Here is an 18479-nt window from a genome sequence, read left to right on the forward strand (position 1 = left end):
AATTGTGGCGGTTTGCCCGATTCCCGCGCCACCGGTCGGCCGCCAGGGTCGGCCGCCGCCGGTCAACCGCCGCCGGTCAGCCCTGCGCGTCGAGCGACAGGTTCAGCTCGAGGACGTTCACGCCCGCCTGCCCGAGGTAGCCCAGGTCCGGCCCGGTCGTCGCGGCGCGCACGAGCTCCCGCACGTCGTCCTGCGGCAGCCCGCGCTCCGCGGCCACCCGCGGGACCTGGAGCTCGGCGTACTCGGGGCTGATGTGCGGGTCGAGGCCCGAGCCCGACGCGGTGAGCGCGTCGACCGGGACGGCGGCCGGGTCGACGTCCTCCAGCGCGGCCACCGCGGCGCGGCGCTCCTCGATCGCGGCGACCAGGTCCGGGTTCTCCGGGCCGAGGTTGCTGCCGCTGGACGCGGCGGCGTCGTACCCCTCGCCGGCGGCCGACGGGCGGGACTGGAAGTACTCCGTCAGCGGGGCGCCGTCGGCGTCGGTGGACGACTGGCCGATCAGCGACGACCCGACGACCCTGCCGTCGGCGTCCGTGACGAGCGAGCCGTCCGCCCGGGCGGGCATCAGCCGCCCGAGCCCGGTGACGAGCAGCGGGTACGCCACCCCGAGGACCAGGGTGAGGACGAGCATGGCGCGCAGGGCGACGAGCACGTGCGGCCAGGTGGTGCGGGGGGAGCTCATGGCTGTCCTTCGGTGCGAGACGGGTTCAGAAGCCGGGGAGCAGGCTGACGACGAGGTCGATCAGCTTGATGCCGAGGAACGGGGCGACGACGCCGCCCAGGCCGTAGACGAGCAGGTTGCGCCCGAGGATCGACGTGGCGGCCGCCGCGCGGTACCGCACCCCCCGCAGGGACAGCGGGATGAGCACCACGATGATCAGCGCGTTGAAGACGATCGCCGAGAGGATCGCGGACGCCGGGGACGACAGCTGCATGACGTTCAGCACGGCCAGGCCCGGGAACACCCCGGCGAACAGGGCCGGGATGATCGCGAAGTACTTGGCCACGTCGTTCGCGATGGAGAACGTGGTCAGCGCGCCGCGGGTGATGAGCAGCTGCTTGCCGATCCGCACGATGTCGATGAGCTTGGTCGGGTCGGAGTCCAGGTCGACCATGTTCCCGGCCTCCTTGGCGGCGGAGGTCCCGGTGTTCATCGCCACGCCCACGTCGGCCTGCGCGAGGGCGGGTGCGTCGTTCGTGCCGTCGCCGGTCATCGCGACCAGGTGGCCGCCCTCCTGCTCCCGCCTGATCAGCGCGAGCTTGTCCTCCGGGGTGGCCTCCGCCAGGAAGTCGTCGACGCCGGCCTCGGCCGCGATGGCCCTCGCCGTGAGGGGGTTGTCGCCCGTGATCATCACGGTGCGGATGCCCATGGCGCGCAGCTCGGCGAACCGCTCGCTCAGCCCCTCCTTGACGACGTCCTTGAGGTGGACGACGCCGAGCACGCGGCCCGCGCCGGACCAGTCCTGGACGGCCACCACCAGCGGCGTGCCGCCGTCGGAGGAGATGCGCTCGACGTGCGCGTCCAGGTCGCGGCGGACGGCCGGGTCGAGCGGGCCCTCCTCCTCGAGCCAGGCGACGACCGCCGAGCCGGCGCCCTTGCGGATCCGCGTGACGTCGGGCAGGTCGACGCCGCTCATCCGGGTCTGCGCGGTGAACGGCACGACCTCCGTGCCGTCGGTGAGGGTGGCGAGGTCGCCCGCCACGCCCCGGTCCCCCGCCAGCTCGACGATGGACCTCCCCTCCGGCGTGGGGTCGGCGGCGGACGCCTGGGCGGCACACCGGACCAGGTCCTGGGGGTCGACGCCGGCCAGCGGCAGGAACGCCACCGCTCGCCGGTTGCCGTACGTGATGGTGCCGGTCTTGTCGAGCAGCAGGGTCGTCACGTCGCCGGCGGCCTCGACCGCGCGGCCGGACATCGCCAGGACGTTGCGCTGCACGAGCCGGTCCATCCCCGCGATGCCGATCGCGGACAGCAGCGCGCCGATCGTCGTCGGGATGAGGCACACCAGCAGCGCGACCAGCACCGGGACGCTGACCGACGCCCCGGCGTACGAGGCGATGGGGTTCAGCGTCAGCGCCACGACGACGAACACGATCGACAGCGAGGCGAGCAGGATGTTCAGCGCGATCTCGTTCGGGGTCTTCTGCCGGGCGGCGCCCTCGACCAGCGCGATCATCCGGTCCACGAACGTCTCCCCCGGCTTCGAGGTGATCCGCACGACGATCCGGTCGGACAGCACCCGGGTACCGCCGGTGACGGCCGACCGGTCGCCGCCGGACTCGCGCACCACGGGCGCGGACTCGCCGGTGATGGCCGACTCGTCCACGGAGGCGATGCCCCAGACGATGTCGCCGTCGCCGGGGATCAGCTCGCCCGCGGTGACCACGACCACGTCGCCGAGCGTGAGGTCCGGCGAGGCCACCTCGCGGGTGCGGGCACGCCCGGCGCCCGGGTCTCCCGCGGGGTCGTACGCGTCGACGACCGTCGCCGTCGTGCTGGACCGGGTCTGGCGCAGGCTGTCGGCCTGGGCCTTCCCGCGGCCCTCGGCGACGGCCTCCGCGAGGTTCGCGAACAGCACGGTCAGCCACAGCCACACGGCGATCGCCGCGGTGAACGTGACCGGCGTCTCGGTGCCGCCGGACGGCTCCGGGCCGCCGGTGAACGGCTCGACGACAGCGAGCACCGTGGTCAGCGCGGCGCCGACCTCGACGACGAACATCACGGGGTTGTGCCACATGGTGCGCGGGTCGAGCTTGCGGAACGCCCCGGGCAGCGCCTCGCGGAGCTGGGCGACGCCGAACGCGCGCGCGTCCGCCCCGGCGGGGTGCCCGGCGGGGTGGCCGGCGGCCGGGGCCGCGGGCCGGGTGGGGGTTGCCGTGTCAGTCATGAGGTTCACAGACCTTCCGCCAGGGGACCCAGCGCGAGAACGGGGAAGTACGTCAGGGCGGTCACGACCACGGTCACGCCCACGAGCAGGCCGACGAACTGCGGCCGGTACGTCGGGAGCGTCCCGGCGGTCGACGGGACCGTGTCCTGCGCGGCGAGCGAGCCCGCGAGCGCCAGGACCAGCACGATCGGCACGAACCGCCCGAGCAGCATCGCGACGCCGAGCGCGGTGTTGAACCACGGCGTGTTCGCGGTGAGACCGGCGAACGCCGAGCCGTTGTTGTTCGCGGCCGACGTGAACGCGTACAGCACCTCGGAGAAGCCGTGCACGCCGGGGTTCCAGATCGACGTCGACTCGACGTCGGCCCGCACCCCGGGGATCGCGAACGACAGGGCCGTGCCGGCCAGCACGAGCGTGGGCGTCACCAGGATGTACAGGGACGCGAGCTTGATCTCGCGCGGGCCGATCTTCTTGCCGAGGTACTCCGGGGTGCGGCCGACCATCAGCCCGCCGACGAACACCGCGATGACCGCGAGCACGAGCATCCCGTACAGCCCCGAGCCGACGCCGCCGGGCGCGATCTCGCCGAGCATCATGTTGAGCATCGGGAAGAACCCGCCCAGGGCGGTGAACGAGTCGTGCATGCCGTTGACCGCGCCGGTGGACGTGAGCGTGCTGACGGAGCCGAACAGCGTGGTCGCGGCGATGCCGAACCGCTGCTCCTTGCCCTCCATCGCGCCGCCCGCCAGCTCGGGGGCGGTGCCCGCGCCCTGCGCCTCGACGACCGTCAGCAGCGTGAGGCTGACCAGGAAGATCGTCGCCATCGCCGCGAGGATCGCGTAGCCCTGCCGGGCGCTGCCGACCATCCGGCCGAACGTGCGCGGCAGGCTGAACGGGATCGCCAGCATGAGCACGACCTGGAACAGGCTGGTCCACGGCGTCGGGTTCTCGAACGGGTGGGCGGAGTTCACGTTGAAGAACCCGCCGCCGTTCGTCCCGAGCAGCTTGATGGCCTCCTGCGACGCGACCGGCCCGCCGGGGATCGACTGGACGCCGCCGGCGAGCGTCGTCACGTCGGTGAACCCGGCGACGTTCTGGATGACGCCCCCGGCGATCAGCACGACCGCGCCGAGCACGGAGATCGGCAGCAGGAGGCGCAGGGTGCCGCGGGTCAGGTCGACCCAGAAGTTGCCGATGGTGCCGGTCCGGCGCCGGGCGAACCCGCGCACCAGCGCCACCGCGACGGCCGTGCCGACCGCCGCCGACACGAAGTTCTGCACCGTCAGCCCGAGCACCTGGACCGCATAGCCCATCGTCACGTCGGGCGAGTACGACTGCCAGTTCGTGTTCGTGACGAACGAGACCGCGGTGTTGAACGCCAGGTGCTCGCCGACGGCGGGCATCCCGAGGTCGTACGGCAGCCAGGTCTGCACCCGCTGGAGCAGGTAGACGAGCAGCACGCCGACCACCGAGAACGCGAGCAGGCTGCGCACGTACGAGCGCCACGTCTGCTCCGAGCGGGAGTCGACGCCGATCAGCCGGTACAGCCCGCGCTCGACCCGCAGGTCCCGCGACGAGGTGTAGACGTGCGCGATGTAGTCGCCGAGCGGCCGGTACAGCGCGGCGAGCACCACGACGACGGTCAGCACCTGGGCGACGGCGGCCCACGCGGCCATCAGAACCGCTCCGGCTGCACGAGGGCCCACACGAGGTACACGACGGCCGCGAGCCCGAGGGCGGCGGCCACGAGGTCGAGGACGATCACAGCCGCTCGACCCCCGCGGCGACCGCGCCCACCAGGGCGAACAGGGCGAGGACGCCCACGACGAAGACCAGGTCCAGCACGAGGAAGCTCCCGAGGACGTGCGTGCCGCGCCGGCCGGCCGGCTGCCGCGGCGGCCCCGCAGGGGGCCGTCGTCCATCACAGACCCGCCGGCGGCCCGCGTCGGCGATCCTCACGGTTCCCATACGGGCGCGGGCCCGTTCCTGACGGATCCCGTGCGGACGGCGCCGGAACAGCGCGCACCGGCCCCCGCGTTGACCCTGCGTCCGACGCCGACGCCGGGAGACCGGCACGCCGACCCGAGAGGCCGCGATGAGCACCGACGACCGCACGCTGACCGCCGACGACCTGGAGTTCCTGCGCCGCCCCCTGCACGGGTTCCTGTCCGTGGCGGCCGGGCCGACGCCGCCCCAGCCGCGCCCGGTGTGGTTCGAGGCGACGGACGAGGGCACGCTCCAGCTGTTCACCGGCCCGGACGCGCTCAAGGTCCGCCGCCTCGCCCAGGACCCGCGCGCGTCGCTCGTCGTCGCCGCCCCGGTCGGCGAGCGCGAGCGCTGGGTGGCGGTCGCCGGGCGCGTCACCGTCGAGCCGGACGGGGCGCACGACCTCGCGTCACGCCTCGCGGCCCGGTACTGGGACCTCGACGACCCCGCCCGGGCCGCGGACCTCGCGGGCATCCTGGCCGAGGACCAGGTCCGGCTGGTGATCCACCCGGAGTCCGTGCGGCGCTACGCGTACTGACGGGCCGTGCCGTCGGCCGACGCCCGGGGCCACGGCTCTCAGCCGAGAGCAGCCCTGCGGCGCAGCCGTGCCGTCGCCAGCCGGAGCAGGACGCCCCCGGCGGCGAGGCCGAGCGCCAGCCCGGCGAGCGGCGCGCTGTCCTCGCCGGTCCGCGCTCGGACGCGGGTCAGTTGCTGATCGCTGGTGCCCGGCGGACGTAGGTGGCGTCGTCGACCTGCGCGGCGGTGAACGCGGCGATGTCGGCACGGCTGACCGCGAAGCCGAGCTTGTCGGTGCCGAAGAAGCCCACGCGGGTCGGCGCCTTCGGGGTGTTCTTCGGCGCGATGAACCGCACGATGGTCCAGTCGAGATCGGACGCCTTGACCGGGTCGGTCATGCCGATGATCTCGTCGTAGGCGCGCCGCATGAAGGTGCGGGGCATGAAGCCGATGAGCCGCGTGACCATGGTCGGCGTCTCGTGGGGGTCGAGGACCGCGGGGGTCGCCTGGCCGATGTACCGGCGGACGCCGTGCCGATGCATGGCCTCGAGGATGTGGCGGGTGCCCTCGACCAGCGGCAGCCCGGTTGCCTTGCGGTCCATGCTCGGCCCGAGGGCGCTGACGACTGCGTCGGCGCCGGCGACCGCGCTGTCGATCGCCTGGGCGTCGGACATCTCCCCGACGACGACCGTGACCCGGGACTTCCAGGACGCGGGGACCTTGCCGGCGTTGCGGGCGTAGGCGGTGACGGTGTGGCCGCGCTCGAGGAGCCCGGTGACGGTGAGGGAGCCGATGGCGCCGGTGGCGCCGAAGACGGTGACGTTCATCGGGGTGGGACCTTTCGTGGTCGTGCGGGAGGGTGTCCGGAGGGGCCCGCACAAGCGGTGCGAGCCCCTCCTGCCGGGCTGGTTCGGGTCAGACCCAGCGGCGCAGGGTCGTCTCGAGCGGCTCGGTGGGGCGGCCGATGAGGCGGGCGAGGTCGCCGGGGGTCGGCGCGAGGGCGCCGTCGCGCATGTTGCCGTTGAGGGCGACCATGAAGCCGGCAGTGCCCGCGTCGAGACCGAAGGCGAGGAGCTGCTCCTGCTCCTGCTCGGGGGTGAGCGCCTCGTAGCGGACGGGGGTGCCGAGCACGCCCTGCGCGGTGGCGGCGAAGTCGGCGTAGCTCCACGCGACGTCACCGGACAGCTCGTAGGCACGGCCCTCGTGGCCGGGGTTGGTGAGCACGACCGCAGCTGCCTCGGCGAAGTCCTTGCGCGGGGCGGTCGCGAGGCGGCCGTCGCCGACGGAGTTCGCGATGACGCCGCGGTCACGGGCGGCGGCGAAGTCCTGCTGGTGGTTCTCGGTGTACCAGCCGTTGCGCAGGAACGTCGCCGGGATGCCGGAGTCGGTGATGAGCTCCTCGGTGGCCTTGTGCTCGGCGGCCAGGCCCAGGACGGTCGTGGGCGCCTGCAGCGCGGAGGTGTAGACGAGGTGCGCGACGCCGGCGCGACGCGCTGCCTCGATCGCGCTCCCGCGGGGCGCGAGCGCCTGGCCCGGCATCCCGACCGAGATGAGCAGCAGCTTGTCGGCACCGGCGAGCTGGGCGGCGGTCGCGTCGACGTCGTCCAGGTCGAGGGGCGCGGTGCGCAGGCCGCGCTGGGCGAGGGCGGTGAGACGCTCCGCGTCGCGCCCGAGGGCGAGGAGGTCGGCGGCGGGGACGCCGCGCTCGAGCAGGGCGTCGACGGTCAGGCCGCCGAGCTGGCCGGTGGCGCCGATGATCGCGATGGTCATGGGAGTAGTTCCTTTCGCGGGTGCTGCGGTGGGGGTCAGAGGGCGGCGAAGCGGGCTACGGCGACGAACAGCGCGAGGAGCAGGAGCACCGCGTTCATCGGGATGACCTTCGCCTCTTTGCGGCGCACGTGGACGGCGATCGCGAGGGCCTGCACGACGACGAGGCCGGTGGCCGCGATCGGCGTCAGGACCGGTGCGATGCCGGTCAGCCACGGCAGGAGCAGGCCGATGCCGCCGAGCAGCTCGGCGATGCCGATGAACCGCACCGTGCCGGCCGAGTAGTCCTGCGCCCAGGGCAGGCTCTGGTCGAGCTTGGCCTTCGGCTGGGTGGACTTGGTGATGCCGGCGCCGATGTAGGCGACGGCGAGCAGTCCGGAGGTGATCCAGAGAGCGATGTCCATGAGGGGTGGCGTCCTGTCGTCGTACCGGAGCGGACGTTCCGCTTCCGCCGACCCTAACACGGTATCCGGAACGCCTATTCCACTAAGCGGGTACGCTGGCGCCATGAGCGATCACAGGAGCACGGAAGCCGAGAACGGAGGGCGACGCTGCCTGCGCGCCGACGCCGAGCGGAACCGGGCGCGCGTGGTCGAGGCCGCCCGGGCCGCGTTCGCCGAGCAGGGCCTCGACGTCTCCACGAACGAGATCGCCCGCCGGGCCGGCGTCGGGGTCGCGACGCTGTTCCGCCGGTTCCCCTCGCGCGACGAGCTGATCGGCGCGGTGTTCGCCGACAAGATGGCCGGCTACGCCGCCGCGGTCGAGGACGCCCTGGCCGACCCGGATCCCTGGCGCGGGTTCTGCGGGTACATCGAGCGGGTCTGCGCGATGCAGGCCGACGACCGCGGCTTCGCGGGCGTGCTCACCATGACGTTCCCCAGCGCCCCCGCCCTGGAGGCCGAGCGGAACCGCTCCGCGCACGCGCTGACCGAGCTGCTCGACCGGGCCAAGGCGACAGGCCGGCTCCGGCCGGACTTCGTGCACCAGGACGTGCCACTGGTGCTCATGGCCAACGCCGGCGTCGTGTCCGCGACCCGGGACGCCGCACCCGGCGCCTCGGCGCGCCTGGTCGGCTACCTGCTCCAGTCGTTCGCGGCGAGCGCCGCCCAGCCACTGCCGCCCGCTCCGAGCCGCGGCCAGATGTACCGCGCGCTGATCCGGGCCGGCGGCGGGGCGCACGCGGTCCCGGCGTGACCTGCTATCCGCCTGCGGCGTCTTCCGTCGGCGCCCGGTCGGCGGCGAGCTCCGGCGGCACCGGAGGCAGTGGCTCGTGGTCCGGCGCGGGACGGAAGGCGTCCAGCAGGATCCGCGCGAGCCGCTCGCTCGCCGCAGCCCGGCTCCTGTCCAGCACCCGCGCAACCCCCGCGTTCGCCAGCGTCGCGAGGAACAGGTCGGCGTGCTCGAGATCCTGGCGCACGGCACCCGCGCGACGCGCGCGATCGACCAGCAGGATGGACGCGCGGAAGGCGCGCGCGTGCTCGGCGGCGAAGATCGTCGACCCGGAGAACGGCGCCATCAGCAGGTCCGCGAACGCCGGGTCGGCCGCCTGCTCCCGGAGCAGCATCGCGACGTAGCCGGCGAACGCCGACCAGGCGTCGTCACGGGCCAGCTCGGCGGCCTCGACGGTCACGTCGGCGTACCGGCGCATCTTGTCCTCCATCACCGCCTGCACGAGCTCGTCGCGGTGCGGGAACCGGCGGTAGAGCGTCCCGACCCCGACGCCGGCCTCGCGCGCCACGGCGGCCGGCGGCGCATCGGTCCCCTCCCGCGCGAACACCCGTGCAGCAGCGGCGAGGATCGCCTGCCGGTTGCGCTCGGCGTCGGCGCGCAGCCCGCGTGCGGGCGCCTCCTCGGATGCAGTCATGGCGGTGAACCTACCCGGCCGGACCTAACTGGAATACATGCTCCGGATGAGGTGTTAGGGTCGGACGAAGCGGAGCAACCGTTCCGCTTAGCAGCTTCTCGAGGAGTTCGTCATGCGTGCCATCGCCATCGCCGAGTCGGGCGCCCAGCCCCAGGTCCACGACGTCGCCACCCCGGAGCCCGCCGAGGGCGAGGTCCGCGTGCGGGTGCACGCCGCCTCGGTCAACGGGTTCGACCTGTCCGTCGCCGGCAGCCACCTGGTCGGGATGATGGAGCACCGCTTCCCCGTCGTCATCGGCAAGGACTTCGCCGGCGTCGTCGACGCGGTCGGGGCCGGCGTCGAGGGCTACGCGGTCGGGGACCGCGTGTTCGGTGTCGTCACCAAGGAGTACCTGGGCGACGGGTCCTTCGGCGAGTACGTCACGGTCCCGGTGGCCGTCGGCCTGGCGCACCTGCCGGCGTCGCTGAGCTTCACCGAGGGTGCCGCGCTCGGCCTGGCCGGGACCGCCGCCGTCGACGCGATCGACGCCGCGCAGGTGCAGGCGGGGCAGACCGTGCTCGTCGCCGGGGCGACCGGCGGCGTCGGTAACCAGGCGGTGCAGCTGGCGGTGCACGCCGGTGCGACCGTCATCGCCACCGCGCACAGCGACGCCGAGCGCGACCTGGTCACCCGCCTGGGCGCGTCCGAGGTCGTCGACTACACCGAGGACGTCGCCGCGCAGGTCCTGGCCGCGCACCCGGGCGGCATCGACACGGTCCTGCACTTCGCGGGTGACCCGGCCGCCCTGCTCGCCGCGGTGCGCCCCGAGGGCCGCCTGGCCTCCACCCGCATCATGTCCGCCGACCAGCTGCCGTCCGAGCACGTCACCGTGGCCTCGGTCTACGCCACGCCCTCGCAGCAGACCCTCGAGGCGCTGGCCGACCACCGCGCCGCGGAGCGGACCACCGTCACGATCGAGCGCACCTACGCCCTCGAGGAGGTGCCGCAGGCGTTCGCCGACTTCGCCGCCGGCACCCTCGGCAAGCTCGTCATCACCATCGCCTGACCCACCCCCCTGGCTCGAGCAGGGGGCGGAGCCGCTCCGCCCCCTGCTCCGGCCGCGACCCGCAGGACGGACCCACCATGGAGCTCGGAGTCTTCTCCCTCACCGACATCGCCGCCGACCCGAACGGTGGCCCGGCGCCGAGCGTCGGGCAGCGGATGGACGAGATCGTCGGCTACGGCGTGCTCGCCGACCGCCTCGGCCTGGACGTCTACGGCGTCGGTGAGCACCACACCCACCAGTACGCCGTCTCCTCGCCCGCGGTGACGCTCGCCGCCGTGGCGCAGGCCACCGAGCGCGTCCGGCTGATCACCACGGCGACCGTGCTCACCACGCTGGACCCCGTCCGCGTCTACCAGGACTTCGCCACCCTCGACCTGCTCAGCCACGGACGGGCCGAGGTCGTCGCCGGGCGCAGCGCATTCGCCGAGCCGTTCGCCCTGTTCGGCGTCGACCCCGCGGACCTGGACCGCACCTACGCCGAGAAGCTCGATCTCCTGCTGCGGCTGCGCGACCAGGCGAACGTGACCTGGAGCGGGAGCACCCGCCCGCCGCTGCGCGACGCCGAGATCTCCCCGCGCGCGCACGTCGACCAGCTCCCGGTGTGGGTCGCCGTGGGCGGGACCCCGACCAGTGCGCAGCGCGCCGGGCGCCTCGGTCTGCCGATGATGCTCGGGCTGATCGGCGGCACGATCGGCCACGCCCGCCGCCTGGTCGACATCTACCGGATGTCCGGCGAGCAGGCCGGGCACGCGCCCGAGAGCCTGCGGGTGGGCATCACCAGCCACTTCTACGCCGGCGCCGACCCCGTCGCCGCGCGCAACGAGATCTACCCGTACTACCACCAGTACCTGTCCCCGCGGACGAACGGCGGACGCGGCTGGGAGGTCAGCCGGGCGCAGATGGACGCGCTGTCCGAGCGCGGCGGCGCGTTCATGGTCGGCGGCCCCGAGGAGCTGACCGAGAAGATCCTCGACCTGCAGACGGTGCTCGGCGTCGACCGGTTCGTCGGCCAGGTCGACTTCGGCGGCATGCCCCGCGCCATGGTCGAGGACTCCATCGCGCGGCTCGCCACGGAGATCGCCCCCGCCGTGCGCGAGGCCGCGTCGGCCCCCGCCGGGACGCCGCGGTGACCGGGCGCGACGGCACGGAGCGCCCGGTCGGGACCATCGGGGTGCTCGGCGCCGGACGCGTCGGCACCGCGGTCGCCCGCCAGGCGCTCCGCGGAGGCTACGACGTGCTGATCGCGGCCTCCGGCGATCCCGCCGACATCGAGCTGATCGTGGGCGTGATGGCGCCGGGAGCGCAGGCCGTCACCGCCGCCGAGGCGGCGGCCCGCAGCGACGTGGTCATCCTGTCCCTGCCGCTGCGCCGGTACCGCACGCTCGACCCGTCCACACTGCGTGGCAAGGTCGTCGTCGACGCGATGAACTCCTGGCCCGAGACCGACGGGGACATCCCCGAGCTCGCCGACGCGCCGTCCTCCTCCGAGATGGTCCAGGCGTTCCTCACCGGCGCGCGCGTGGTCAAGACGCTCAACCACATCGGTTACCACGAGCTGGAGACCGACGGCACCCCGCCGGGCACGCCCGCGCGACGGGCGCTGGCGGTCGCCGGCGACGACCCCGCCGCCCGCGGCGTGGTCATGGGACTGATCGAGCAGATCGGCTACGACGCCGTCGACGCCGGCCCGCTGGCCGCGGGAGCCGCCCTCGAGCCGGGCACCCCCGTGTTCGACGGCCGGCACGACGCCGCCGGCCTGCGCGCCCTGCTGACGGCTGGTCGGGCCGCGGCCACGGCGGCGTGACGGCGACCTCCTCGAGGAGCAGTCTCGACCCCTGCGCCCCTCGGGCCGGAGCGCGCACTCCCCCTGCGCCGCTCCGGTCCGAGGTCCCTTCGCACCCGCGCACCACGGAGGACCAGATGAGACCACGCACGCTGCTGGGCGCGGTGGGAGCGGCCACGGCCGTCTCCGGCTTCGCCGCCGACTGGAACCGCACGCACCTGTTCAACCCCGCCTGGCCGCCGCACGCCAGGTTCCACGACGCCCAGACGATCACCACCGCCGCGTTCCTCGGCTCCGCCGCGGTCGCGGTGCTGCGGCACCCGGATCCGCGCGCTGCCACCGTGAGCGCCGGCCTGACCGGCGCGTTCTGGGCCTCCGTCGCCGCCAGCTTCCTGTACCCGGGCACGGGCGGCCTGGGAGCCGAGCGGCCTGACCTGATCCCGCACGTCGGCAGGTTCCCCGTCGACGAGCGGGTCGCCGCCGGGGCGATGCTGGCGCTGACCGCTGCCGGCTGGGTCCGGGCGCGGCGCGGCCGCGGCTGACCGGCGGTCGTCCGCGGGTCCCGGCGGGTGTCGGCCGGCCGTGGCTGCGTGCTCACGGCCGGCCGGCGCCCACGGACCTCAGCTGTAGCGCAGCCCGTGGCCGAACCGGAACAGCGGGTCGGCGGTGTCGAACGGCACGTCCGGCCGGCTCGCCCGGACCGCGTCCATGCTGCTCGGCAGGTCGAACGGGAGCCGTCCCTGCGGCTCGGCGGCACCGACGAGCACGTCCAGCAGCGCCGACGGGCTGGCGCCGTAGGTCGCGGTGACGGCCGCGACGTCGTGCACGAACGGGGTGAGGATCGCCGGGCGGTCCAGGAACACGTCCACGATCGTCGGAACCGCCGCCGCGACCTCCCGGACGTGCGCCACCTGGTCCTCGGAGAAATCCAGCGACCCGGAGTGGAACAGGTTCTCGAACGTCGCGCTCCGCTCCTCGTACGGGGCCTGCAGCCGCAGGATCGCCACGTCGGCCTCGTGCGGGTCCGTCACCACGACCCCGTACGCACCGGCGACCTCGGCGTCGATGCCCTCGACGTACAGCTTCAGGCCCCCGCGCAGCGGCAGCGTCGGACGGCCGTCGGCCACCGTGTTGGTCACGAGCGTCACGGACGCGCGCTGCGCCGCCTGCCCCGCAGCCACGAACTCGGCGTTGCCGACCACGCGCCGGGCCCGCTCGATGTCGACGTAGCGCTGGTCGTCGAACAGGCCGAGCACGAACTTCTCGCGCAGGACGCGGCGGGCGGACACGTCGATGCGGTCCTCGCCGAGGTCGCCGGACCGCACCAGGTCGACCAGCAGCTCGGGGCACGCCTCGCCGCCGAACTGGTCGACCCCGGCCTCGAGGACCTTGAGCATCCGCTCGCGCGGCGTCAGGTGCTCCACCCCCCAGGCCCGGGCAGGGAACGGCTCGCCGAACACCGAGTTGTCGGTGATCAGCCCCCAGTCGGTGCAGACGACTCCCTCGAACCCGTACCGATCCCGGAGCAGGCCGGTGATGACGCTCTTGTTGAACCCGAAGCCGACCTCCTCGTACTCGGTCCCGACCGGCATCCCGTAGTACGGCATGATCTGGCTGGTCCCGGCGGCGAACGCCGCCTCGAAGGGCTTGAGGTGGTGCTCGAACAGGCCACCGGGGTACACCTGCTCGCGACCGTGCGCGAAGTGCGCGTCCTCCCCGTCGAGCTGCGGACCGCCGCCCGGGAAGTGCTTGGTCATCGTCGCGACCGAGGCCGCGCCGAGCTGCGACCCCTGGAAGCCGCGGATGTAAGCGGCACCCAGCCGGGACGTCAGGTCGACGTCCTCCCCGAAGGTCTGCAGCTGGCGGGACCAGCGCGGCTCGGTCGCGAGGTCGATCTGCGGGTGCAGCGCGACGCGGATGCCCACGGCCGTGTACTCCTGGCGCGCGATGTCGGCGAACCGCTCGACCAGGGCCTCGTCGCCGATCGCGGCCAGCCCGAGCGGCTCGGGCCAGAGCGAGAAGGTGTCGGTCGCGACTCCCATGAGCGGGTTGTCGGTGTACGAGTGCCGGGGATCGCTGGAGATGGTGACCGGGATGCCCAGGCGTGTCGAGGCGGCGAGCTCCTGGAGCCGGTTGTGCCACGTCGCCATGGCCTCGACGGTGGGTGCCGTGCCGAGGATGTTGAAGTGGGTCATCAGCCGGCCGGTGACGTACTCCTCGTTGCTCGGGAGGCCGAACACCGGGTCCCCGTCGCTGAGCTCGCCGTCCGGACCCATGCTGATCATGGTCTGGAACAGCAGTCCGGCCTTCTCCTCGAGGGTCATCTGCGCCAGGAGGCGCTCGACGCGCTCGTCGACGGGCAGCGCCGGGTCGAGGTGGGTGGTGTCGATGCTGGACGTGGTCACTTCACTCCCTTGATGCGGTACACGAGGATGGCGCCGGCCAGAGCGACGAGGGCGCCGAACAGGTAGAACGTGGCGTAACCGCCGAGGGCCGTCGTAGCCCCGAAGGCGATGATCACGGGGGCGATCGACGGTGCGAGCGACTGCGGCAGGGCGTTGGCCATGTTGAGCACGCCGAGGTCCTTGGCGGCGTCGTCGGGGTTCGGGAGCACCTGTGTCGCCAGCGCGAGGTCCACCGACATGAACGAGCCCACACCCAGCCCGACGATCGCCTGGCCGACCACCACCGCCGTCACGCTGGGCGCGAACGCCAGGACGACCAGGCCCACGACCATGATCAGGCCCGCGACGGCGACGAACGGGCGCCGCTTGCCGACCTTGTCCGACAGGATCCCGCCGAGCGGCCCCGAGACGGCCAGGGCACCCATGAAGGCGACGTTCGCCAGGAGGACGGCCTGGATCGCGTCCTGCTCCCCGAGGTCGAACTGCTCGGTCAGGTAGAACGGCAGGAAGGTGGCGACTCCGGCGTAGCCGAACATCACCAGGAACTTCGTCAGCCAGGTCCACCCGAAGTCGGGGTGCTTGACCGGGTTGAACACGAACGACCCGAGGAACTCCTTGACGGTGAACGCCGTTGCCGGCCGCTCCGTCAGGACCCGGTCGGGCAGCGCGCGGGCGAACACCAGGACGAGCGCGACGGCGACGACAGCCGGGACCGTGAACCGGGCGAAGTCGCCCGGCAGCACGTTGGCGACCGCAGTGCCGACGAGCATGCCGACCGGCCCTGCGAGGCCGACGATGCCGGAGACCATCCCGCGCCGAGCCGTGGGCACCTGGTCCGGGACCGTGGCGTTGGCGACAGCGAGCACGGCATTCATCGCGGCCTGAGCCACGCACCACGCGATCAGCACGAGCCACACGCTCGTCGCGACCCCGATGACCATGAACGCGAAGAGCCCGGTGAGAACCCCGCCGACCAGCCACGGGCGTCGCATGCCCCAGCGCGACGTCGTGCGGTCGGACAGCCGTCCCGCGAGCGGGTTGGTGATCAGGGCGAACACAGCACCGACGCCAGTGACGAGCCCGAGGGCCGAGGTCGCCTGTGCCGACGTGGCGGTGATGTGCTGCAGCTTGAACGCCAGCGTCACGAGCGCCGGGGTCATGAGCGCGAGCATGATCCCGAAGTTCGCAGCGGCGAAGGTGGGCACGTAGCCGCGCGGTGCACGCGCGGCCTCACTGGACGACGGCACGGCCGTGGTCGCGGTGAGTGACGACTCTGTCATGGCTGAGCTCCTTGGACGGCGCCTCCGTCGGCGCGGGTGCGCCAAGTGAAACAGGTGGTAACTCAAAATGCAACGCCCGGTAACTCACGTAGGATGACCGCATGAGCGACGCTGCGACCGACGTCCGACCGACGAGGTCGCGCGAGGACTCGACGGCCCGCACCCGCGAGGCGATCGTCGAGGCCGCCGCCACGCTGTTCGCCGAACGCGGGTACCGCGCGGTGTCGCTGCGCGAGATCGCCGCGGCAGCCGGCATCAGCCACCCGGGCCTGCTGCGGCACTTCTCCTCCGGTGACGACCTGCTCCGCGCGGTCGTCGACCGGCTGGACGACGCCAACCGGCGCCTGCCGTCCTCCGAGGCGACGTCGCTCGACGCGTTCGTCCACGTCGCCCGCCGGAACGCCGCGACCCCGGGCTACTCCTCGCTGCTCCTCGGCCTCGTCGGCCTGGCCGTGTACCCCGACCACCCCGAGCACGCCGCGGTGGCCGCACGGTACGGGGCGGCGCGTGCGCAGTTCGCGGACGTCTTCCGTCTGCGCGCGTCCGACCTGGGCGGGGGGCTCGACCCCGTCGCCGAGGGTGTGCGCACGGCCGCGGCGTGGGACGGCCTCCAGCTGATCTCGCTCTACCTCCCTGAGATCCAGGTCCCCGACGCGCTGCGGCGACGTCTGGTCTCACTGGGCACCGGAGCGACCGCGGACCCCATGCCGCCACTCCCCCCGTCAGACCCGCGGACAGCCACGTCGCCCCGAGCGCCCGGGTACGCCAGCGGACGGGCGCGGCGCGCGCAGATCCTCGCGGCCGCCAGCGACCAGTTCGCCAGGTCCGGCTACCACGGCGCGAGCCTGCGGGAGATCGCGGCGATGGTCGGCACGGGCGCGTCCACGCTCAAGCACCACTTCGGTGACAAGGAACGCCTGCTGGTCGCCGTGCTGGAGCGGCAGGAACAGGCCCTCGCGGAGGGTCGGGAGGGATCGAGCACCTTGTGGACCCTGCCAGCGCGGGTGGCACGCAACCTGGAGGCGACGGCGGGCCTGATCCAGCTGCAGACCACGCTGTGCACCGAGGCCTCGGTGCCGTCCCACCCCGCCCACCCGTACTTCGCCGAGCGCTACCGCACGCTCATCGCCTCGTTCGCCGAGGACGTGGAGCATGCGCAGGCGTCGGGCACAGTCCCTCCGGACCGAGACCCCTGGTTCGAGGCGCTCTGGGTCACGGGCCTGCTCGACGGCCTCCACATGCAGTGGTTCTACGCCCCTGACGCGGTCGGTCCGGGAGCGCTCATCGCAGGACACCTCGAGCGGCTGCGGTCGTCTGCGGCCACGGCGGGCGCCGCGCCACGGTGACCACTCGGACGCGCCGTGCTCACCCGGGCTGCGCGACCACGAGCTCCGTCCCGTCCGGCTTGTGGTCCGCGAGCGCCACGCTGCGGATCGCGGGGTCGTCGTAGGTGTTCCAGTAGTACGTCGTCGTCCGGGACGAGAACAGCCCGGTGTAGATCGTCTTCTCGAACTCGCCCGAGCCCATCGCGGCGCAGCCGTCCACCATGGCCACCTGCTGCAGGGTGTGGAACGCGCGGCTGACGTTCTCCTCCTCGCTCGGCTTCGGCGGGTAGTGCGCGTTCACGTACGCGGCGCGGACGAACCGGGAGGGCGAGTAGTAGTCGCCGGGGATCCCGCGCATGTGCGACCCCGAGCCGAACGGGGTGAGCCGCGCCCCGCCGAGCACCGTCTCCTCGGGGAGCTCCGGCGAGGTGTTGAGGTAGTTGCGCAGGTTCTCGTGGTGCCACGAGAACCCCGGCTGGTTCGCCAGGACGTCGACGTCGTCGTCGAGCACGTGCATGCCGTCGGCCGTGTGCTCGACCACGATCGCGCGCGTCGCGTCGGCGACGATCCAGTGCAGCAGCGAGCTCGGGTACCTGTCGTCGATCGGCCGGTCGACGACCACGACGTCCGCGAGGGCCGCCTCCACCTCGTCGACGCTGCCGAACTGCGAGCACACCCAGAGCGGGAGCTCGAACGCGGCGACGTTGGTCGCGCCGTCGACCGGCCCCGCCGCGTACTGCGCGTACCCCGGGAAGTTGAGGCCCGCGACGGCGAGGCCCGCGTCGTTCCCGCAGTCGAAGTACAGCGGGGTGTCCTCCTCCACGATGCCCATGCCGATGGTCGCGTGCCGGATGCTCGGCACCGCCCCGAACGGGGACCGCGGGGCGTACCCCGTGGGCGTCACGACCACCCGCTCCCCGTAGCCGCTCGTCCAGTCGAGGTTCCGGGCGAGGTAGACGTGGCCGTCGCCGTCCGAGAACCGGATTCCCGTGCACATGGTGCTCCCCCTGTCGTCGATGACGTGGTGCGAGACCCAGGATGCGGCGGGCGCGACACCGCGGACCTCACACCGTGCGGATGAGTCACGCTCGTCGCCGCACCGCCGCACCGCCGCGGCGTCCGGCGTGTCACACTCGGCCGTGCTCACATCCCACGACGCCCGCGTGCTGCTCATCGAGGACGACCCCGGCGACCGGCTGCTGGTCGAGGAGGTGTTCGACGAGCACGGCGTCTCGGGGAACCTGCGGAGCGTCGAGGACGGCGTCCAGGCGCTCGACTTCCTGCACCGCCGCGGCGAGTTCGCCGACGCCCCGCGCCCCGACCTGATCCTGCTCGACCTGAACCTGCCGAAGGTCAACGGCCGCGAGGTCCTCGACCACGTGAAGCGTGAGCCGGGGCTCGCGTCGATCCCGGTCATCGTCCTGACCACGTCGGCCGCCGAGGAGGACGTCTTGCGGTCGTACGCGTCGCACGCCAGCGCCTACGTCACCAAGCCGCTGAACTGGGACGAGCTGAGCCACGCCGTGCGCCGGATCGGGCAGTTCTACCTCGACGTCGCCCGCCTGCCGCGGCGCACCGCGTAGCGCGTCGCGTCCACACCGGTGCTCCGGCTCGACACGC

The 18479-nt window shown here is 73.2% G+C and carries 20 protein-coding genes; 8 read left to right on the forward strand and 12 right to left on the reverse strand.

Features of this window, described 5'->3' with window-relative positions; all coding sequences use genetic code 11:
• Positions 1-76: 76 nt before the first annotated feature.
• The 5 genes from kdpC to KJP73_RS00620 are packed head-to-tail and all read right to left on the reverse strand — an operon-like array spanning position 77 to position 4847.
• Positions 77-682, reverse strand: a complete 606-nt coding sequence (gene kdpC / locus KJP73_RS00600; protein WP_213280779.1) for a potassium-transporting ATPase subunit KdpC — start codon at positions 680-682, stop codon at positions 77-79.
• A gap of 25 nt (positions 683-707) precedes the next feature.
• Positions 708-2888 carry a potassium-transporting ATPase subunit KdpB gene (gene kdpB, locus KJP73_RS00605; RefSeq protein ID WP_213280780.1) on the reverse strand — a complete coding sequence of 727 codons (2181 nt, stop codon included), beginning with the start codon at positions 2886-2888 and terminating at the stop codon, positions 708-710.
• A gap of 5 nt (positions 2889-2893) precedes the next feature.
• Positions 2894-4564, reverse strand: coding sequence for a potassium-transporting ATPase subunit KdpA (gene kdpA / locus KJP73_RS00610; protein ID WP_213280781.1), 1671 nt, complete (start codon positions 4562-4564; stop codon positions 2894-2896).
• Entirely contained in the window at positions 4564-4653 is a 90-nt protein-coding gene (locus KJP73_RS00615; protein WP_213280782.1) for a potassium-transporting ATPase subunit F, read from the reverse strand. The genes kdpA and KJP73_RS00615 overlap by 1 nt, the downstream gene beginning before the upstream one ends.
• Positions 4650-4847, reverse strand: a complete 198-nt coding sequence (locus KJP73_RS00620) for a hypothetical protein (RefSeq protein ID WP_213280783.1) — start codon at positions 4845-4847, stop codon at positions 4650-4652. Before KJP73_RS00620 ends, KJP73_RS00615 begins: the two co-directional genes overlap by 4 nt.
• Before the next feature lie 136 nt (positions 4848-4983).
• On the opposite strand from KJP73_RS00620, the gene KJP73_RS00625 reads away from it, so the two are divergent.
• Positions 4984-5412, forward strand: coding sequence for a pyridoxamine 5'-phosphate oxidase family protein (locus KJP73_RS00625; protein ID WP_213280784.1), 429 nt, complete (start codon positions 4984-4986; stop codon positions 5410-5412).
• Positions 5413-5578: 166 nt separating this feature from the next.
• Here KJP73_RS00625 and KJP73_RS00630 read toward each other — a convergent pair whose 3' ends face one another.
• The 3 genes from KJP73_RS00630 to KJP73_RS00640 all read right to left on the reverse strand — a co-directional run bounded on the left by KJP73_RS00630 (position 5579) and on the right by KJP73_RS00640 (position 7561).
• Entirely contained in the window at positions 5579-6217 is a 639-nt protein-coding gene (locus KJP73_RS00630; RefSeq protein WP_213280785.1) for an NAD(P)-dependent oxidoreductase, read from the reverse strand.
• 88 nt (positions 6218-6305) lie between these two features.
• Positions 6306-7160, reverse strand: a complete 855-nt coding sequence (locus tag KJP73_RS00635) for an NAD(P)H-binding protein (RefSeq protein WP_213280786.1) — start codon at positions 7158-7160, stop codon at positions 6306-6308.
• Between the two features lie 35 nt (positions 7161-7195).
• Entirely contained in the window at positions 7196-7561 is a 366-nt protein-coding gene (locus KJP73_RS00640; RefSeq protein WP_213280787.1) for a DoxX family protein, read from the reverse strand.
• Between the two features lie 103 nt (positions 7562-7664).
• On the opposite strand from KJP73_RS00640, the gene KJP73_RS00645 reads away from it, so the two are divergent.
• Positions 7665-8351 (forward strand): TetR/AcrR family transcriptional regulator, encoded by a 687-nt coding sequence (locus KJP73_RS00645; RefSeq protein ID WP_213280788.1) that lies wholly within the window; start codon positions 7665-7667, stop codon positions 8349-8351.
• A 4-nt stretch (positions 8352-8355) separates the two neighbouring features.
• On the opposite strand, the gene KJP73_RS00650 is transcribed toward KJP73_RS00645, so the two are convergent.
• The gene (locus tag KJP73_RS00650; protein WP_213280789.1) at positions 8356-9021 is read right to left on the reverse strand and encodes a TetR/AcrR family transcriptional regulator; all 666 of its coding nucleotides are present in this window, start codon (positions 9019-9021) and stop codon (positions 8356-8358) included.
• 112 nt (positions 9022-9133) lie between these two features.
• Here KJP73_RS00650 and KJP73_RS00655 point away from each other — a divergent pair, with 112 nt between their 5' ends.
• From KJP73_RS00655 to KJP73_RS00670, 4 genes are all read left to right on the forward strand, one after another.
• Positions 9134-10066, forward strand: coding sequence for an NADP-dependent oxidoreductase (locus tag KJP73_RS00655; protein WP_213280790.1), 933 nt, complete (start codon positions 9134-9136; stop codon positions 10064-10066).
• A 77-nt stretch (positions 10067-10143) separates the two neighbouring features.
• Entirely contained in the window at positions 10144-11196 is a 1053-nt protein-coding gene (locus KJP73_RS00660) for an LLM class flavin-dependent oxidoreductase (RefSeq protein WP_213280791.1), read from the forward strand.
• On the forward strand, positions 11193-11870 hold the full coding sequence (locus tag KJP73_RS00665) for an NADPH-dependent F420 reductase (RefSeq protein ID WP_213280792.1): 678 nt from the start codon (positions 11193-11195) through the stop codon (positions 11868-11870). The genes KJP73_RS00660 and KJP73_RS00665 overlap by 4 nt, the downstream gene beginning before the upstream one ends.
• 116 nt (positions 11871-11986) lie before the next feature.
• Positions 11987-12391 (forward strand): DUF6640 family protein, encoded by a 405-nt coding sequence (locus tag KJP73_RS00670; protein ID WP_213280793.1) that lies wholly within the window; start codon positions 11987-11989, stop codon positions 12389-12391.
• A gap of 78 nt (positions 12392-12469) precedes the next feature.
• Here KJP73_RS00670 and KJP73_RS00675 read toward each other — a convergent pair whose 3' ends face one another.
• Positions 12470-14254: a glycoside hydrolase family 3 protein gene (locus KJP73_RS00675; RefSeq protein WP_249668965.1), complete on the reverse strand. Its 1785-nt coding sequence runs from the start codon at positions 14252-14254 to the stop codon at positions 12470-12472.
• On the reverse strand, positions 14251-15534 hold the full coding sequence (locus tag KJP73_RS00680; RefSeq protein WP_213280794.1) for an MFS transporter: 1284 nt from the start codon (positions 15532-15534) through the stop codon (positions 14251-14253). The genes KJP73_RS00675 and KJP73_RS00680 overlap by 4 nt, the downstream gene beginning before the upstream one ends.
• 101 nt (positions 15535-15635) lie before the next feature.
• On the opposite strand from KJP73_RS00680, the gene KJP73_RS00685 reads away from it, so the two are divergent.
• A complete protein-coding gene (locus KJP73_RS00685; protein ID WP_213280795.1) occupies positions 15636-16880 on the forward strand; it encodes a TetR/AcrR family transcriptional regulator in 1245 nt (414 codons plus the stop codon).
• Positions 16881-16899: 19 nt separating this feature from the next.
• Here the strand turns inward: KJP73_RS00685 and bsh are convergent, their stop codons facing one another.
• Positions 16900-17856, reverse strand: coding sequence for a choloylglycine hydrolase (gene bsh / locus KJP73_RS00690; protein WP_213280796.1), 957 nt, complete (start codon positions 17854-17856; stop codon positions 16900-16902).
• A gap of 142 nt (positions 17857-17998) precedes the next feature.
• Between bsh and KJP73_RS00695 the strand changes: the two genes are divergently transcribed.
• Positions 17999-18442, forward strand: coding sequence for a response regulator (locus KJP73_RS00695; RefSeq protein WP_249668966.1), 444 nt, complete (start codon positions 17999-18001; stop codon positions 18440-18442).
• Positions 18443-18479: the final 37 nt, after the last annotated feature.

Origin of the sequence: Cellulomonas hominis (assembly GCF_901521055.1) — a bacterium.
Classification (GTDB): Bacteria; Actinomycetota; Actinomycetes; order Actinomycetales; family Cellulomonadaceae; genus Cellulomonas; species Cellulomonas endometrii.

Coding starts and splice junctions, on each gene's coding strand:
- kdpC (WP_213280779.1), bottom strand. CDS start 682: ATGAGCTCCCCCCGCACCACCTGGCCGCACGTGCTCGTCGCCCTGCGC.
- kdpB (WP_213280780.1), bottom strand. CDS start 2,888: ATGACTGACACGGCAACCCCCACCCGGCCCGCGGCCCCGGCCGCCGGC.
- kdpA (WP_213280781.1), bottom strand. CDS start 4,564: ATGGCCGCGTGGGCCGCCGTCGCCCAGGTGCTGACCGTCGTCGTGGTG.
- KJP73_RS00625 (WP_213280784.1), top strand. CDS start 4,984: ATGAGCACCGACGACCGCACGCTGACCGCCGACGACCTGGAGTTCCTG.
- KJP73_RS00630 (WP_213280785.1), bottom strand. CDS start 6,217: ATGAACGTCACCGTCTTCGGCGCCACCGGCGCCATCGGCTCCCTCACC.
- KJP73_RS00635 (WP_213280786.1), bottom strand. CDS start 7,160: ATGACCATCGCGATCATCGGCGCCACCGGCCAGCTCGGCGGCCTGACC.
- KJP73_RS00640 (WP_213280787.1), bottom strand. CDS start 7,561: ATGGACATCGCTCTCTGGATCACCTCCGGACTGCTCGCCGTCGCCTAC.
- KJP73_RS00645 (WP_213280788.1), top strand. CDS start 7,665: ATGAGCGATCACAGGAGCACGGAAGCCGAGAACGGAGGGCGACGCTGC.
- KJP73_RS00650 (WP_213280789.1), bottom strand. CDS start 9,021: ATGACTGCATCCGAGGAGGCGCCCGCACGCGGGCTGCGCGCCGACGCC.
- KJP73_RS00655 (WP_213280790.1), top strand. CDS start 9,134: ATGCGTGCCATCGCCATCGCCGAGTCGGGCGCCCAGCCCCAGGTCCAC.
- KJP73_RS00660 (WP_213280791.1), top strand. CDS start 10,144: ATGGAGCTCGGAGTCTTCTCCCTCACCGACATCGCCGCCGACCCGAAC.
- KJP73_RS00670 (WP_213280793.1), top strand. CDS start 11,987: ATGAGACCACGCACGCTGCTGGGCGCGGTGGGAGCGGCCACGGCCGTC.
- KJP73_RS00680 (WP_213280794.1), bottom strand. CDS start 15,534: ATGACAGAGTCGTCACTCACCGCGACCACGGCCGTGCCGTCGTCCAGT.
- KJP73_RS00685 (WP_213280795.1), top strand. CDS start 15,636: ATGAGCGACGCTGCGACCGACGTCCGACCGACGAGGTCGCGCGAGGAC.
- bsh (WP_213280796.1), bottom strand. CDS start 17,856: ATGTGCACGGGAATCCGGTTCTCGGACGGCGACGGCCACGTCTACCTC.